Origin of the sequence: Oceanibacterium hippocampi, assembly GCF_900172325.1 — a bacterium.
Classification (GTDB): domain Bacteria; phylum Pseudomonadota; class Alphaproteobacteria; order Sneathiellales; family Sneathiellaceae; genus Oceanibacterium; species Oceanibacterium hippocampi.
Window position 1 is genome coordinate 346,054 of record NZ_FWFR01000003.1, and the last position, 15,557, is coordinate 361,610.

The following is a 15,557-nucleotide window of genomic DNA, read 5'->3' on the forward strand; positions in this document are numbered from 1 at the left end:
TCCAGTAGCAGGACAGCCGAGACCAGGAGCGCTGTCCGGATCGTCGTCGAGCTCGCCCTCATTTGCCCGACTCGCCCATCGCTTTCATCGACTCTCCGCGCAAGCTATCCCATAGACGTGACGTGACCTTGCCGAACGCCTCGCCCGAGGCCAGGCGGCTGTCGCGATCCGAAGGCCAGTTCGTCTCGACGATATCGATGAAATTTCCGGGGCGGGCGGACATGATGCCGATGCGATCGGACAACAACGCCGCTTCGTCCAATGAGTGCGTGATCAAGAGTACGGTGGCGCCGGTCTCACGCCAAAGACGGAGAAGCTCGTCGCCCATCAGGAAACGAGTTTGCTGGTCAAGCGCGCCGAAGGGTTCGTCGAGCAGGATCAGGCGCGGTTCCATGACGAAGGTGCGTGCAATGCAGACGCGCTGGCGCATGCCGCCAGAAAGCTGTGAAGGACGCGCATTCCCAAAGCCCTTCAGACCCATGAAATCGATCGCGTAATCGACCCGTCTCTTGATTTCCGCGGCATCGACGCCCTGGCGCCGCAACCCGAACGCGATGTTGTCCCATACCGTCAGCCAGGGGAACGACGCATCGTCCTGAAAAACGATCCCGACTCCTTCGGGCACGGCCCCACGCACCGGATTGCCTTCGAACGTCACCTCCCCGTCGGTCGGTACCGTCAGGCCGGCGACGATGTCCATGAGCGTAGTCTTTCCACAGCCAGACGGACCGATGGTCGTGAAAAACTCTCCCTGGTGAAGTTCGAGATTGATTGGCCCCAGGGCGTGTACCACGCCTCCGTAGACGTGCTTGACATCCTTTACCGCGACTGCGACCGGTGTCTCGATGGCCTGCGCCATGCTGGCAGGGTTCGTCTTCATGATTGTTCCGAAGCTAGAGGGAGCCTTGTCTCGACCGCATCGCAGGACGGATCAGAAACCATGAATGCGAACGGGCAGACGGCACCGAAGAATGCCGCCTGCTCGCCGCTCAGGCTTGAAGGGATGCAGCGCTATTTCGCCTGAAGGTCTTTGGGAAGAAAGGAATCGTCGATGACGTCATTCCAGTCGATCGGGCCGTCCCAGGAGCCCTGGGCGCGGAGGCTCTCCAGCATGGCGTCCATGCCGGCCATGTCGAAACCGCCGCGGCCCCAGTAGTCAATCTCGACCATCCGCTGGACGGCGCTGATCGCAACCTCTTCCGTCAGTTTCTCGCCATAGGCCTTGGCGACGAGCTTGGCGGCTTCGACCGGATGTTCGTAGAGATAATCCACTGCCGCGCGGCGCGCCTCGAGGATCGCCCGCAGCTTGTCGGGATTTTGCTTCGCGAACTCCGCCGTGGTCACACCGACGGTCTGGGTCATGCGCGGCAGGTTCGAAAGATCGAAAGCGATCTGGTACTTGCCGAGCCGGCCACTATACAGAGGCTCGAGAATCAGGGCTGCCTGCACATCGCCGCGCTCCAGCGCAGCCAGGCCGGCGCCGATCTTGCCAAGCGACACCAGTTCGATTTCACCCTCGGGAATTCCTGCGGCGGCAATTGCCGCCTTCAGGACTGTCTCGCTCGTCGAACGCGGCTTGGTGTAGGAGACCTTCTTGCCACGCAGATCCTGGATCGACTTGATGCCGCTGTCGGGCATTGAAACCCAGAACAGATCGGCCAGTGTCATCACGTTGGCACTGACGATCTTGATATCGTGCCCTTCGGCGTAGGCCGCCAGGGCCGCTGCGGTACCGACCACGCCATAACCCGCCCCGGAGGCGATCTGGTTGCGCATCGAGGTGCCGCCACCCGATGAGGAAATAACCTCGTCGATATTGATGCCGCGCTTCTCGAATTCCCCCCGTTCTATCGCGACCGCGATCGGCGCCGTGTTCAGCAGGAATCCGTAATGCGACGCAACGATGCTGTCGGCATAGGCGGCAGTCGCCGACACCGCCGCCACAAACATGGCCGACGCACATGTAAGTGACCGTAGCTTGGAAATCTTGAACATTTGCTCCCATTCCTCCCTTGATGCCCGGCTGCTTCAACGCGGCCGGCGTTTCATTCTTGGCTCAAGTCGCCTCTAAACGGCCGTCGACCCGCCCCACGTTCGCGAGACAGAAAACACGCCCGGCATTCCAGGATTCCAATCGCGTTCCCCATGCGACCGGGGATCCCGGAATGATCTGCGAGAAGGTCCCGACTGGCTCCCTCTTGCCGGCCAGCGCTGCCGGAAAAGCCGTCGTTCCATTGCGATGACAGGGGCACGTCGAGTTCCGCCGAGCCACACCGAGGTTCCGCCCATGCCCGGCCAAAGTGCACCTGCCTCGGGCACGACGGTCGGCGCTCATGCTGCTTCTGAACCCAATGATCTCTCCCTTCGAACGACATCCAGGAGCAGTTCCCAGAATGTCATTGCATCATATTTATGCTGCAGATTATCATAATGTCAATTATTCATCGCCGGACGCCGACGCAGAAATCATGATGGAAATGCGTTCCGCGGCAGCTGTACGGCGGATTCACGGGATGCCAGGAGCACGAGACCGGATGACGGAGCAGCAGGCCGCCGACGGCATGATCGGAGAAGGCAGGCTTTTCAGCGCCCTCGACGCCCCGTTTGGCGGCGAGACCAGCGCCATCGACCTTTCACAGCCTATGAGCGCCGATCTGGGTGCCGCGATCCGGGTCGCTTTCCTGAAGTACGGCGCGCTGGTGTTTCGCAATCAGGAGGTCGCGGACGAACACCTCGCTGCCTTGTGCGCGATCTTCGGGCCGCTCGAAGAACATCTGATCGAGAATAGCGACGGCAAGGTGATGAGCCCGGTTCATACCATCACCAACTTCGATGCCGACGGTAAGCCCTCGGCCAGACCGTACATCAACACCAACTACTTCTGGCATAGCGACAAGTCCTATCTCGCGACTCCGTCGCTGGCGACCATGCTGCATCCGGTCGAGTTGCCGGCCTCTGGCGGCGACACGGAGCTGGCGCATATGGGGCTCGCCTATTCGGCGCTGCCCGAAATCATCAAGCAGCGGATCGAAGGGCGGCACGTCGTGCACAGTCTGGAATTCATGCGCGAGAGCCTAGACAACCCACCGCCCAGCGAAGCCCAGAAGCGCGCGGCGCCCCCGGTCACGCACCCGATCGTGCGGCCGCATGCCGAAACCGGGCAGCCTTGCCTTTACATCGGCATGTACGCCTCGCACATCGCGGACTTGCCCGTCGAGGAAGGCCGATGGCGCCTGGCGCGCCTACAGGAGCAGTCGACGCAACCGCCTTTCGTCTACACGCATGTCTGGCGACCGGGCGATGTGATGATCTGGGACAATCGCTGCCTGATGCATCGCGGCGTCGCCAACTACGGAATGGCGCATGAGCGACGGGTCATGAAACGGGTCTGCGTCCAGGACGTGACGCGACAGCCTTGATTCGCAGGTCGGCGGTTTAGCTGATGCTGTCCAGCAGCGTCCGTGTCGCCTGCACCGCCCGGGAGACGCGGATTCTGGCCGGCAGGGTTTTCGACACTTCGCTCTGGGGGATCTCGAGCGCCAAGGGGAGCCGATCGGTGAAAGCGCGCAGCAAACCGGCGAGGTCGATATCCCCGTCCCCCGGCAGCAATCGCTCCTTCACGGCCTCATGGATCCGGGCGTCACGTTCCGGTGACCGTTCGCGCAGGGGAGCATCGCAGAGTTGCAGATAGCGAAACCAATCGGCAGGACAATCGGCGAGGTCCTCGAGGCTGCTGCCGGATCGGTAAAAATGCAGTGCATCCAGAGCGATACCTGCGGCCGGGTGGTTGCAGCGGCGCAGGAATGCGGCCGCGCTTCTGACATCGCGGATGCTCAGCCAGGGAACGAACTCGAGATCGATGGTCAGACCCCTCTCCGCGGCCGCGTCACAAAGGGCCGTGACGTTATCCAGCGCACGCGCTTCCTCGGGATCGTCCACAGTGGTCAGGACATGCTTGGCACCGAGGGCCGCGGCGACATCGAGAAATGGCAGAAAATTCACGACCCGGCTCTGCGGAATCATCCGCGCGGTATTGGCGTCGAGCGCACTCACTCCGCGCGCAGCCATCTCGGTCAACAGTTGCCGGCGCAGCGCCGGTTCAAGCATCAGCGGCATTTCGCTATCGCCCGGCTGGCCGGAAAGCAGGCGCAATCCGACGTGGCTGCAACCGCTCTCCGCCGCAACGGCAACGACCTCCAGCGCGTCGAGTTCCGGCACCGTGTAGTAGGAAAGCGATAATGGCCAGGACTGCTCCATGCGGCTCACCATTTCTGGCTGACTATGCAAATCCAGGATCACTCCGTGTTTTCTGTGGCAGCATTTTGGCGGCGGGCCGGCACGGTATCACCGAAATACGGAACCCGAAAAGCCGGACGATCAAACAAGGGCAAGCTGCATGAATATCGCGACGAACAATGGCCTGGCGGTCATCCTCGGCGGCGGCAACGGAATCGGCGAAGCCACGGCGCGCCTGATGCAGGCCCGAGGCTGGCAGACGGCGATAGCTGACAAGGACGCCGAAGCCGCCGATAGGGTCGCAACCGATCTCGGTGCGACCGGTTTCGAAGTCGACATATCAAGTGAGGCCTCCGTCGCTGCCCTCGCCTCACAGGTCGAGACAACGCTCGGTCCCGTCTCGGCGCTCGTTGTTGCCGCCGCCGTGTTCCAGGACATCGTGCCGACCGAGGACCTGGAAACCGAAGTCTGGGAACGCATCCTGCACACCAACCTGACCGGCAGCTTTCTCGCCAACCGCATCTTCGGCAAGGCCATGCTGGCACGGCGGCGCGGCAGCATCGTCAACATCGCCTCGATCGCCGCCCTCGGCTCCATGCCGGCCGAGGCCTACGGCACCAGCAAGGCCGCCGTCGTCCACATGACACAGAATTTCGCGGGCGAATGGGGGCGGAGTGGCATCAGGGTGAACGCCGTCTCGCCAGGCTCGACCCTGGTGTCGCGCGTTGCCAGACGCCTGCAGACCGGCCGCTATGCCTCAGATCCCGGCGATTTCACCGCGCTTGGCAGAATCGTCCAGCCGAACGAGGTCGCCGAGGCCATCGAATTTTTGGCTTCGGAGCGCGCCTCGGCAATCACCGGCGTCAATCTCGTCGTCGACGCCGGCTGGCAGGTCGCCTCGACCTGGTCGCAGTTCGGCGGTGTAAGGCCCGCCCGGGAACCGGAATGATCAGTTCAACCCTTGCGCAACAGGCGCCGCGCATTGCCCGCCCAAGCGGGCGCGATTTCCCCATGCGCGCCTTCCTCCGGCTGGTCCCAGCCGGCGAAGTTGGTGCCATAGACGATCCGGTCGTCGCCGACCCATTTGCGCAACAGGGCCAGCGCGGACGGATCGGTGACATGCGCGTCGTACCAGAGTTTGGTCAGCGCTTCCTCGAACGCGCCGTCCTTCCTGATCGCCTCGCTTGCCCAGGGGCGCTTCCGCGCGGCCTGTGCCAGGCGACCCGCCAGCATCGGCGTACCGCCGCCGCCGTGGCTGATCCAGATGTCGAGATCGGGATGGCGATCGAACACGCCGCCGAAGATCAGCGTGGCGACGGCGATGGATTCCTGTGCCGCGAAACCGATGATGACATCGAGATCGAAGCGTTTGAGGTTCGGGTCGCCGGGAGGGCCGTCGATGCCCGACGGCGCGGGATGCAGGAACAGCGGCACGTCCAGTTCGGCGAAGGCCCGGTAAAGGGGGTCGAGGGCTTCACTGTGCAATGGATTGGAAAACTCCGTCCCGGTCGCCGCCCCCCAAAGGCCCAGTTCGACGACCGCGCGCTGCAATTCATCGCGCGCCGCGATCGGGTCCTGCATGGGCAGCGCCGCGAGACCACCCAGGCGATCGGGGTAGGCGCGCACCAGCTCCGCGCAGGCATCGTTGTGCTTGCGGCAGAAGGCAATCGCCTCGGCAGGGTCAATATGATGGAAATAGGTCAGCGGGCTGGGCGAGAGCACCTGGAAGCCGATGCCATCCTTGTCCATGCGCGCCAGACGCAGCGCCGGATCGGTGAAAGGGCTCGCCTTGTGACGCACGCCGACCAGCTTGTAGTTGCCGACCCGGTACCAGGGCGAACCGTCCGCGTCCTCGCCGAACTCGGGGCCATGACGACCCGCGGCGCCGTTCGTGGCGTTCAGGCGCACATGTGCATGGACGTCTATGACCGTCGCCGACGCTATTCCACTCATCACCATTTTCAGCCTTTCTTCAGACGAGTTCGGGGGCCGTGCGGTGGTTCCCGGCCCTGGGGAGGAAGGCCCGATCGAACCGGTTTCATGCCGCAAACCAGGGCAGCATCACTGTCCAGCGGACGCCTCCCTGTCAAGCATGCGTGCATCAACGAGGAGCATTTCCAGCCATGACCGATATCACGGTACGAGCCTGTGCCCAGGCAATCGTCGATGCGGTGGAGCGATTCGGCGACGACAGGAACGGCCTGACCGCAGCGCTCAGGGTACCGCTGGGTGCCCTGGCGCGGCGCGACGATTTGCGCGATCTGGGCGTGCCCCGGCAAGGGAACAACGTCGCCTTTTCCAGCTATCTCTATTTCGACGGCGAGCTTTCGATCCTGCTGTTCGAGATTCCCCACGATCGCGCCGTCCCGCCGCACGATCATGGCGTCTGGGAAGGATTCTGTGTCTACCGCGGCAAGGTAAGGCATAGCGTCTACCGGCGCGCCGACGACGGCACGGTCGACGGCTTTGCCGAACTCGAGACGGTGGAGGAAAGCGACATGGGCCCGGGCGATCTCAGCATCGTCACCCCGCCGGCGGACATTCACGGCTTCCAGGCGCTGGAGGAAGGCTCGCTGGGGATTACCGTCGTCAACGGCGTCTACAAGCCCGAGCGTCTCTACTATCAGCCCGAGGCCAAGACCTACGTCGTAAAGACACCGAATAACCCACGATAGAAACGGAGTACGCCGCAGCATGACCGCAACCCGGAGAACTGCCATCGTGACGGGCGCGGCCGGAGGCCTCGGCCTCGCCATCGCCGAGCGGTTGGCCAAGGACAGCCTGGATGTCGCTTTGATCGATATCGATTCCGCGGGCGCCGAAGCGGCCGCCGACAGGATCGAAGGTGCGCGTGGATATGGCTGCGACGTTACCGACGAGGGCGCTGTCGTCGAACTTCTGGACCGTTTCGAAAGCGATTTCGGCTCCTGCCCCGACGTGCTGGTCAACAATGCCGGAATCGTGCGATTCGGAGACTTGCTGGAACATAGCGCCAAAGACTTCCGCAAGGTTCTCGACGTCAATCTGGTCGGCACGTTCATCATGGCGCAACAGGTCGGGAGGCGCATGGCCGGGCGCGGCAGCGGCGCGATCGTCAATATCACGTCGCTCAACGCCTTCGCGACCAGTCCCGATGCAGGCGCCTATCCGGCCAGCAAGGCCGCCGTCGCAAAGCTGACCGAACAGTTCGCCCTGACCCTGGCGCCGCTCGGCGTGCGGGTCAACGCGGTGGCACCCGGCTTCATCGATTCCGGAATGTCGAGCCCGATTTACGAGGACCCGGAGGTCCGCGCGTTTCGCGGCGCGAGTGTACCGGCCGGACGGATCGGTGAAGCCGTGGACGTCGCCAATGCCGTTGCTTTCCTCGCTTCCGAGCAGGCAGCATATATCCATGGTCAGCATCTGCTGATCGATGGCGGCGTCGGCATCAGCCTGAAGAAACAGATGCCACGCAAGGCGCCGACTCGGGCGGAGAAGTAGATCTTGCGGAACCTCATCCTGACCGGCGGTATCCGCCACGATTTCGCCGACAATACCCGGGCCGTGATCGCCCTGCTGGCCGAGGCCGGGATCGAATCCGAGGCGACCGAGGACATCGATGCCGGCATCGCGTCCCTGAGCGAAGAGCATTATGATCTGGTCACCGTGATGGCGCTTCGCTGGCGCATGGAAGGCGATCCGAAATACGCGCCTTACCGGGCCGCATGGGCCTATCACATGCCGGAGCCATCACGGCAGGGCTTGCAAAGACACGTCGCGCACGGCGGCGGCCTTCTCGGCCTGCACACCGCCTGTCTCTGCTTCGATGACTGGGATGACTGGCGCGAAGTGCTCGGAGGCCGGTGGACCTGGGGACAGTCCTTTCACCCGCCGCGCGGGCCGATAACCGTGTCGCCGCTGCGGCAAGCCCGCACTCATCCCCTGACCAGAGGGTTGCCGGAGTTCCAGCTCGAGGACGAGGTCTTCAGCGCGCTTTCGCTCGCCCGGGACGTGACACCTCTGTTGAATGCCAGGGCAACCAACGCCGATGTCTCCGGTCAGCCGGTACTCTGGGCCCGCCAGGAGGGTGATGCGAGGATCGTCTACGACGCCTTGGGCCATGACCGTGAGTCACTGGAGAACGCCGTCCATCGGCGCATCCTGCAGCGCTCGGCGCTCTGGGCCGGCAAGGCATCGGATGACACCGTGACCGGATTCTAGACGACGACCGGAGCGGAAGGCACCGGCAGGATGCGCTAGCGCCCCCCCCAACTTCGGCGAGCGGTGTCTTAGCAACTCGGCGTGAGAGGAACTGGGGTGGCTCGTAGCGCTGGATCCTGCATGAGCTGATTGCGCCGATCAACGGCGAGACACCCAGCGCCTCGCACATCTACGATACCGGCCAGATCCGCCGGTGCTTCGCGATGAACTCGAAAATGAGACATGGCTCTTCGCGAAGTAGGCTGCGGAATTATTTGGGGTATCGCGTTCTGCCTTCAGCTTCGCGACGACCCGGCGCATGCGATCGAAATCCAGCGGCGCCGGTATCACCTACCCGTCGCCGGAAAGTTCCTTTTGCGGGTGCGCCGTTAACTCGCAAACCCATTTGCGCAGCACGATTCCATGCAGGTCGAGGTCGCGACGTCTGCGCCGCACCGACGCCATATTCGCTCACCAGCCCCACCGCCCCGAACTTGAGCTCCCGGTCGAGCTTTCTTCGTCGCATCCATTGCCTACAGTTCCATAAAAACGCCTATCCTTGTATTCTTGGAAACGGCAGCAGGCCAATTCCCCTGATATCAACGAAGTAAAGGCTCAGCTGCAAGCAGTCCCGATCGATGATGGGGCTCCTTTCAGGCAATACTGGCCGACTGTAGGGAGCACGAGCAGAAATCGATCAGCTACCGCGCTGCCACCAGCAGGACCATTCCGAAGCCGCCCTGCTGGCGCAGGGCCTGGGCGCGCAGCCGGGTGACGCCTGGCCGGGCCAGCCAGTCAGCGGGATCGACCTCCTCGAGTTCGGAGGATCGCTCTCCCCTGGTCGCCCCTGGGAGGTGCGGCAGCGACTGGCCGGCCTCGAGGGCGATGTACGGGAAGCCCCGCCCCCTCCTAAAATACCGCAACCGGCCCTGTTCCGAGAAGATGACCGCAAGCCGGCCCGCGTGGCGCTCGAGATATCGCCGCGCCGCGGCCTCCCGGCTGATGTCGAAGGCGCTCGCCAGCGCGATGACCTGTTCGAGCCGCGGCTCGCCGGCGAGATGGCGCCCGAGCCGGTGGCGTGGCGTGAGCAGCTCGATCGCGAAGCGGTTCGCCTCGATCTCCTGCAGGACCCGCGGATCGGCAGGAGCACTCTCCTCGCCTTGAAAGCGCAGGTCGGCCCCGGTGCAAGCGAATCGGCCGTCCTCGTCCGAGCGATGCAGCGGGTTGAGGTAATGGCCAAGCTCATGCCCGATCGTGAAGCGTTGCCGGCGGGCCGAGCCGGCGCCATTGACGAGGATCATCCCGTCGCGCCGTTCCGGCTGGGTCAGAAGCGCGCCTTCGAGGCTCCTGAGGCGCCGCGTCCGGATTTCCCCGATGCCGAGGGCCCGGGCGATCGCGCGGACCGGCACCGGGCCCTCGAGCCCGTCGAGCTGGGCGTGGATGCCGGCGGCCAGGTTCCCCGGCTCGAGGCCGGCGTCGTCGAGCGCGATCCGGTCGAGGGCAAGCCCCCTTGCCGCTCTCTCGTAATCAGCTTGCAGCCGCTTCTCCTCTCTGTCGCCGCTTGAGCAGCGCCTTCATCATGTCGTCGATAAACGCCAGGTCGTCCGGATGCAGGCCCTTCGCCTGGCGGAACATCCGCGCCAGTTCCTGGTCGGCATCGTCCGCCTCGATCGCCTCCCCGGCGAGATAGCTCACCGACACCCCGTAGTGATCGGCGAGCCGGGTCACAAGCGCCATCGACGGGTTGTCCGTCTCGCCCTTCTCCAGTTGCCAGATATGCGCCTTCGAGACGCCGACCGCGTCCGCCACCTGTTGCAGCGATTCACGCTTCCCGGCCCTCAGCCGGGTCAACCGTCCCTGCAAGCTCATGAGCCATTACCTCCGTTTCGGTGTTTTCGTGTTCTGGTGAGTGAACGAAATAATACTATCGTACTTTCCTCACATCGCCGTTCATGATATCATACGATTATGGATAGCGCCATGGGGCGCAGCGGAGTTCAGAATGAACCACGTGACGATCGAGACCCTGCCGCTCGCGGCGCTCAAGCCCTGGTCGCGCAATGCCCGGACGCATTCGAGGAAGCAGGTCCGGCAGATCGCCGAGAGCATCGAGGCCTTCGGCTTCACCAACCCGGTGCTGATCGACGGGGCGCAGACCATCCTCGCCGGCCATGGCCGGGTCGCGGCCGCGGCCCTGCTCGGCATGGAGTGCGTGCCTTGCGTGCGCCTCGAGCACATGACGGCGGCCCAGAAGCGCGCCTACGTCATCGCCGACAACAAGCTCGCGCTCAACGCCGGTTGGGACGAGGAGATCCTGGCCGGCGAGCTCTCGGCCCTGCTGGAGATGGATCTCGGCTTCGACATCGGCGTGACCGGCTTCTCGATCCCGGAGATCGACGGCCTGGTCGAGGGGCTCGCGCCGGAGGAGGACGGCGATCCGGCCGATGACGCCCTTCCCGCCCTCGACGAGGCCGCCTGCCGGGTCCGGCCCGGCGACCTCTGGCAGCTCGGACCGCATCGGCTGGTCTGCGGCGACGCGCTCGAGCCGGCGGTCGTCGACCTGCTGATGGCCGGCGAGGAGGCCCGGATGGTGTTCACCGACCCGCCCTACAACGTGCCGATCGACGGTCACGTGAGCGGTCTCGGCAAGACCCGGCACCGGGAGTTCGCGATGGCCTCCGGCGAGATGAGCCCGGCCGAGTTCACCGGGTTTCTCCGGACGGCCTTCGCCAACCTGGAGCGCCACAGCATGGATGGGTCCATTCACTATGTCTGCATGGACTGGCGCCACATGGGCGAGATCCTCGCGGCCGGACAGTCGGTCTACACGGAGCTCAAGAACCTCATCGTCTGGGCCAAGGACAATGGCGGCATGGGAGCCTTCTATCGTTCCCGCCACGAGCTGGTCTTCGTCTTCAAGAAGGGCACCGCTTCCCACGTCAACGCCTTCGAGCTCGGCCAGCATGGCCGCTACCGGACCAATGTCTGGGAATATCGCGGGGTCAACACCATGAAGGCCGGCCGCATGGCGGAGCTTGCCCTGCATCCGACGGTCAAGCCGGTGCAGATGATCGCCGACGCGATCAAGGATGTCTCCCATCGTGGCGAGATCGTCCTCGACCTCTTCGGCGGTTCCGGCTCGACGCTGATCGCCGCGGAGAAGACCGGGCGCCGGGCCCGGGTTGCCGAGTTCGACCCGGTCTATTGCGACCGCATCATCCGCCGCTGGGAGGCCTGGGCCCACGATGAGGCGGAGAAGGTCCTCTGCGGCATCGGAACGGTCGAGCGGCCGCCTGTCGCGGCATGACGGCGGACGGGACCGGACAGGGAAACCGGAACCTGCCGGCACTCCGTCCGCCCCCGGCGGCGGATTACGAGGTCGGCTACGGCAAGCCGCCGGCGCACAGCCGCTTCCGGAAGGGCCAGTCCGGCAATCCGCGCGGCCGGCCGAAGGGCGCAAGGAACAGGCTCCCGGCGCCACAGGAGGAGAAGCTGAAGGAGATCATCCTCGCGGAATCCTACCGGCCGATCACCGTCCGCGACGGCGGCCGGGAGGTCACCGTGCCGATGGCGCAGGCGGTGATGCGCGCCATCGCCGTCAAGGCCGCGAAGGGCGACCACCGCTCCCAGCGGCTGTTCACCGAGATACTCTCGGCGACCGAGGCCGACCGCAAGCGCCTGAGCGACGAGTTGCTGCAGACGGCGATCGAGTACAAGACCGGCTGGGAAATCGAGATCGACCGCTGCAAGGCGCTCGGCATCAAGCCGCCCGAGCCCCTGCCCCACCCCGACCACGTGCAGATCGACTTCGCCACCGGCACGGTCCACTTCACCGGCCCGATCACCAGGGAGGACAAGGCCCACTACGACAAGCTCGCGGCCATGAAGGCCGGCCTCGAGGACGACCTGGCCGACATTCGGGAGGAACTGGCGAAGACGAAGGATCCGAAGATCAGGAAGGTCGCCAGGGAGGAAATCCGGCGGCTCGAGAGCATGCTGGCCAGGTTCCGGAAAGTCATCCCCGGGTGAGGGTGGGCGGCGAATTCCCGATGGCTGAACCGATTCGGGCTGGTTGCGGGGGGCGGGGTGCCACCTTGTTCGAACAAAAGGCTAGCGCGGAACGTTATCAAGGAGTGTTTGACCGCTAACGGGCAGCAGCGCTTCGGCGTCGCAGGCCTCGCCGACACGCAGACACGCAAGTTCTCGGCGGCCCGCGCCAGATCATGGCGCGCACTGACAATTTCGAAGAAACCATCACAGAAATCATCGACCGACTTCTGAACAACCTCGGCCAAATACAACGCCCATCCGGGGCGATCGGACCTTCCAAAAAAGGCACCGCCAATTCGATACGGCTCACGCTCTGGCTCCGCAGTCCACACCCTACCCTGTCGAACGACGGGCCGGCATTTGGTTGATTTTCCACACTGACAGAGACCATCTCGGCGAGGCCGATAGCATCATGGTATCCCCGGGGTCAGGTCATTCCTGCACCATCCAATAGACGGCTACCGGCGGGAATATTGATCACGCCTCATCCCATACTACGCCGTGGTCATTCAGCTCACGACTTGCTGTGATTGGCTACCCAAGCCCGCGATCTCCAGTCGCATGATGTTGCCCGGAGCGAGATAGACTGGCGGTTTCTGCCCCATGCCAACACCCGGCGGCGTTCCAGTCGCGATGAGATCTCCCGGTTCGAGCGTCATGAACCGACTGATGTAGCTCACGAGGAAGGCGACCCCGAAGACCATCGTGCGTGTATTGCCGCTCTGGCGCCGACGCCCGTCGACATCGAGGGTCATGGCAAGATTCTGCGGATCCGGGATTTCGTCTTTGGTCACAAGCCACGGGCCTATGGGGCAGAAGCCGTCGGCGCTCTTCCCCTTCACCCACTGCCCCAGGCGATCGAGCTGCCAGGCACGCTCGGAAACATCGTTGACGATGCAGTAGCCAGAGACGTGGTCGAGTGCATCGGCTTCGCCGACGTTCCTCGCTCGGCGGCCAATAACGACTCCGAGTTCGATCTCCCAATCGAGCTTCGATGAACCCGTCGGCATCGGTACGGGATCGTTCGGCCCAATCAACGAGCTAGTTGACTTCATGAAAAGTATGGGTTCGGTAGGAGCCGCCATGCCGGATTCGGCGGCATGGTCGGCGTAGTTCAGGCCGACAGCGACGATCTTTCCGATTCCACCGACACAGGGCCCAATGCGACCGGGATTGTCGACAATGGGAAACGCCGCGGGATCCTGATGGTAAAGCCGGGCCAGTAGTTCGGAATCAAGGATCTCGCCGGAAAGGTCGGGCGTAACTCGAGAAATGTCGCGAACCCGCCCCGAGCCGTCCACGAGGCCCGGCCGCTCTCTGCCCGCGGGACCAAAGCGCAAGAGTTTCATTGCTGCCTCGCTTATCCTAAGCCCAGTCGAGCGTGTCGAGAAATGGCAGTGCAATGGCGTCGAACGCCGCGGGCTGCTCGAAATAGGGGGCGTGGCCGGCCCCCGGAATAAGATTGAGAGCAAGGTCACCCAATATATCCGCGACGGCCTCACCGACCGCCACCGGCACCGCTCGGTCGTCTTCGCCCCAAACCAGGCACGTGGGAACCCGCTGCGTGATCGCGGCCAAGCGGTCACCGATCTCGTCTTTGCCGATGCCGTCCACGAAGTATCGGCCGAGAGCCTCGAACGATTCAGAAGCCCCCGGCGACGTGTTAATCCGCCACTCCTCCTCCACCCAAGCGTCGGTGACTAACCCGGGGTCGGCCAGGACGAACTTGAGCTTCATCTCGATGTCCGATCGCTCGGTACGCGTGATGCTGTCGCGGATTGCCTTTCTGGTTTCCTCGTCGATGGGTGCCAGGCCGACCGCGCCGACTAGGACCAGACCGCGAATCCGGCTCGGCTCGGAAAGTGCGACATGACCGGCGACATGAGCACCGAGAGAGGTCCCGACGATTGCCGTTGTCGGCAAGGACAGCTTATCCATCAGAGCCCGTGCAACCCGGGCAAATCCGGGTACGGAATAGTCAGGTTCGTTCCCCTTGGTCGCAAAGCCGTGACCAGGCAGGTCAAATGCAAAGCAGCGGTATCCATGCAGCGCATAGCGCTCAACCGTCTGGCGCCAGCGATCGGCGCGGGCGCCAAGCCCATGCATGAACAGCACGTTCCGGTCGCCAGTTCCTGCTTCGTGAACGCGTGTCGTCAATCCGTCCGCTTCAATAGGATAGGTGATCATATCGCCGCTCTTCAGGTTTCGAGGAGAAATCGAGTGCGCCTGCCAGAATGCCGGCCAAGACGGAGCGCGGTCTCCACCCGAACGTGGGATATCCCACAACGAGCGAACCGACACTGGAGTTCCGCGCCCATTTCCATTTCATTCATCCTATTCCTATCCAGAGTTAGGTTTCGTCCGTTGCGGATGCAGCGAGAGGAGACGCGCCGTTTCGTTGCCGAAGGAATCTAATGACGCCAGTGCTGGCCTGGAGTATGTGATCGGTAACAATCCGCTCGACCAGGAGCGCGTTACGTGTCTGCAGGGCAGACAGTAGTGAATCATGCTCTGCGCCTTCCATCTCGGTCTCATTGTAGACGCTGATGTACAGCAGCAGGTACGGATGCACGGAGGTCCGCGTCTTGCGGATGTCGTTCAAAAGTCGCGGACGAGCGCCAATCGAGCACAGGACGTCATGGAATTGATCATGAATCTTCAGCCAGGCGCGAACGTCAGCCATAGGCCGATTCATTCGCATCGAAAGCGCCTGAAGCTCTTCCATGTCCGATGGCGTAAACCGTGTGGCCGCATGTCGCGCGGCGACCCCCTCGAGCGCGGCCCGTATCTCGAAAAGCTCTTCGACATCGTCTGCGGTCAACGACGTCACGATTGCGCCACGATTGGGGCGGTTAGTGACCAATCCTTCAGCGTCCAACTGAAGCAGCGCTTCTCGAACAGGCATCCGGCTGATGCCGAGCTGATCCGCGATCGACACGGGATTCAACTTTGCACCCCCCTGAATGGACCCGCTCATGATCCGATCTTTGATGAACGCATATGCGCGTTGCTGCGCCGACATTCCCGATTCACCACTCCATAACATCATTGCTGACCGATTCGCCTAGAAGTGTATTGACCAGCCCGGTTGG

Annotated in this window: 16 protein-coding genes; 7 read left to right on the forward strand and 9 right to left on the reverse strand. The window is 63.5% G+C overall.

The window, feature by feature from the left end; all coding sequences use genetic code 11:
* Nucleotides 1-58 precede the first annotated feature (58 nt).
* Nucleotides 59-880 (reverse strand): ABC transporter ATP-binding protein, encoded by an 822-nt coding sequence (locus tag OCH7691_RS16940; RefSeq protein WP_085884769.1) that lies wholly within the window; start codon nucleotides 878-880, stop codon nucleotides 59-61.
* A gap of 131 nt (nucleotides 881-1,011) precedes the next feature.
* Nucleotides 1,012-1,950, reverse strand: coding sequence for an ABC transporter substrate-binding protein (locus tag OCH7691_RS16945; protein ID WP_176245131.1), 939 nt, complete (start codon nucleotides 1,948-1,950; stop codon nucleotides 1,012-1,014).
* 584 nt (nucleotides 1,951-2,534) lie between these two features.
* On the opposite strand from OCH7691_RS16945, the gene OCH7691_RS16950 reads away from it, so the two are divergent.
* On the forward strand, nucleotides 2,535-3,419 hold the full coding sequence (locus tag OCH7691_RS16950) for a TauD/TfdA dioxygenase family protein (protein WP_176245132.1): 885 nt from the start codon (nucleotides 2,535-2,537) through the stop codon (nucleotides 3,417-3,419).
* A 16-nt stretch (nucleotides 3,420-3,435) separates the two neighbouring features.
* On the opposite strand, the gene OCH7691_RS16955 is transcribed toward OCH7691_RS16950, so the two are convergent.
* Nucleotides 3,436-4,299: a sugar phosphate isomerase/epimerase family protein gene (locus OCH7691_RS16955; RefSeq protein ID WP_139839759.1), complete on the reverse strand. Its 864-nt coding sequence runs from the start codon at nucleotides 4,297-4,299 to the stop codon at nucleotides 3,436-3,438.
* Between the two features lie 97 nt (nucleotides 4,300-4,396).
* Here OCH7691_RS16955 and OCH7691_RS16960 point away from each other — a divergent pair, with 97 nt between their 5' ends.
* The gene (locus tag OCH7691_RS16960) at nucleotides 4,397-5,185 is read left to right on the forward strand and encodes an SDR family NAD(P)-dependent oxidoreductase (protein ID WP_085884773.1); all 789 of its coding nucleotides are present in this window, start codon (nucleotides 4,397-4,399) and stop codon (nucleotides 5,183-5,185) included.
* 5 nt (nucleotides 5,186-5,190) lie between these two features.
* Here the strand turns inward: OCH7691_RS16960 and OCH7691_RS16965 are convergent, their stop codons facing one another.
* On the reverse strand, nucleotides 5,191-6,195 hold the full coding sequence (locus OCH7691_RS16965; RefSeq protein WP_306456047.1) for an amidohydrolase family protein: 1,005 nt from the start codon (nucleotides 6,193-6,195) through the stop codon (nucleotides 5,191-5,193).
* Between the two features lie 164 nt (nucleotides 6,196-6,359).
* On the opposite strand from OCH7691_RS16965, the gene OCH7691_RS16970 reads away from it, so the two are divergent.
* From OCH7691_RS16970 to OCH7691_RS16980, 3 genes are read left to right on the forward strand one after another with little or no spacing between them, the layout of a single operon-like run.
* Entirely contained in the window at nucleotides 6,360-6,911 is a 552-nt protein-coding gene (locus OCH7691_RS16970) for a cupin domain-containing protein (protein ID WP_085884774.1), read from the forward strand.
* Between the two features lie 19 nt (nucleotides 6,912-6,930).
* The gene (locus tag OCH7691_RS16975) at nucleotides 6,931-7,716 is read left to right on the forward strand and encodes an SDR family NAD(P)-dependent oxidoreductase (RefSeq protein WP_085884775.1); all 786 of its coding nucleotides are present in this window, start codon (nucleotides 6,931-6,933) and stop codon (nucleotides 7,714-7,716) included.
* A 3-nt stretch (nucleotides 7,717-7,719) separates the two neighbouring features.
* Nucleotides 7,720-8,436 (forward strand): ThuA domain-containing protein, encoded by a 717-nt coding sequence (locus tag OCH7691_RS16980; protein ID WP_176245133.1) that lies wholly within the window; start codon nucleotides 7,720-7,722, stop codon nucleotides 8,434-8,436.
* A gap of 680 nt (nucleotides 8,437-9,116) precedes the next feature.
* On the opposite strand, the gene OCH7691_RS16985 is transcribed toward OCH7691_RS16980, so the two are convergent.
* Both OCH7691_RS16985 and OCH7691_RS16990 read right to left on the reverse strand, forming a co-directional pair.
* The gene (locus OCH7691_RS16985; RefSeq protein WP_085884777.1) at nucleotides 9,117-9,824 is read right to left on the reverse strand and encodes an ImmA/IrrE family metallo-endopeptidase; all 708 of its coding nucleotides are present in this window, start codon (nucleotides 9,822-9,824) and stop codon (nucleotides 9,117-9,119) included.
* Between the two features lie 118 nt (nucleotides 9,825-9,942).
* Nucleotides 9,943-10,284 carry a helix-turn-helix domain-containing protein gene (locus OCH7691_RS16990; RefSeq protein WP_085884778.1) on the reverse strand — a complete coding sequence of 114 codons (342 nt, stop codon included), beginning with the start codon at nucleotides 10,282-10,284 and terminating at the stop codon, nucleotides 9,943-9,945.
* 133 nt (nucleotides 10,285-10,417) lie between these two features.
* On the opposite strand from OCH7691_RS16990, the gene OCH7691_RS16995 reads away from it, so the two are divergent.
* Both OCH7691_RS16995 and OCH7691_RS17000 read left to right on the forward strand, forming a co-directional pair.
* Entirely contained in the window at nucleotides 10,418-11,722 is a 1,305-nt protein-coding gene (locus OCH7691_RS16995; RefSeq protein WP_085884779.1) for a site-specific DNA-methyltransferase, read from the forward strand.
* On the forward strand, nucleotides 11,719-12,444 hold the full coding sequence (locus tag OCH7691_RS17000; RefSeq protein WP_085884780.1) for a DUF5681 domain-containing protein: 726 nt from the start codon (nucleotides 11,719-11,721) through the stop codon (nucleotides 12,442-12,444). The genes OCH7691_RS16995 and OCH7691_RS17000 overlap by 4 nt, the downstream gene beginning before the upstream one ends.
* A gap of 530 nt (nucleotides 12,445-12,974) precedes the next feature.
* On the opposite strand, the gene OCH7691_RS17005 is transcribed toward OCH7691_RS17000, so the two are convergent.
* The 3 genes from OCH7691_RS17005 to OCH7691_RS17015 form a co-directional block, all read right to left on the reverse strand.
* On the reverse strand, nucleotides 12,975-13,814 hold the full coding sequence (locus OCH7691_RS17005; protein WP_085884781.1) for a fumarylacetoacetate hydrolase family protein: 840 nt from the start codon (nucleotides 13,812-13,814) through the stop codon (nucleotides 12,975-12,977).
* A gap of 16 nt (nucleotides 13,815-13,830) precedes the next feature.
* Nucleotides 13,831-14,652 (reverse strand): alpha/beta fold hydrolase, encoded by an 822-nt coding sequence (locus OCH7691_RS17010; RefSeq protein WP_085884782.1) that lies wholly within the window; start codon nucleotides 14,650-14,652, stop codon nucleotides 13,831-13,833.
* A 163-nt stretch (nucleotides 14,653-14,815) separates the two neighbouring features.
* Complete coding sequence (locus OCH7691_RS17015; RefSeq protein WP_176245134.1) at nucleotides 14,816-15,487, reverse strand: GntR family transcriptional regulator; 672 nt, start codon at nucleotides 15,485-15,487, stop codon at nucleotides 14,816-14,818.
* Nucleotides 15,488-15,557: the final 70 nt, after the last annotated feature.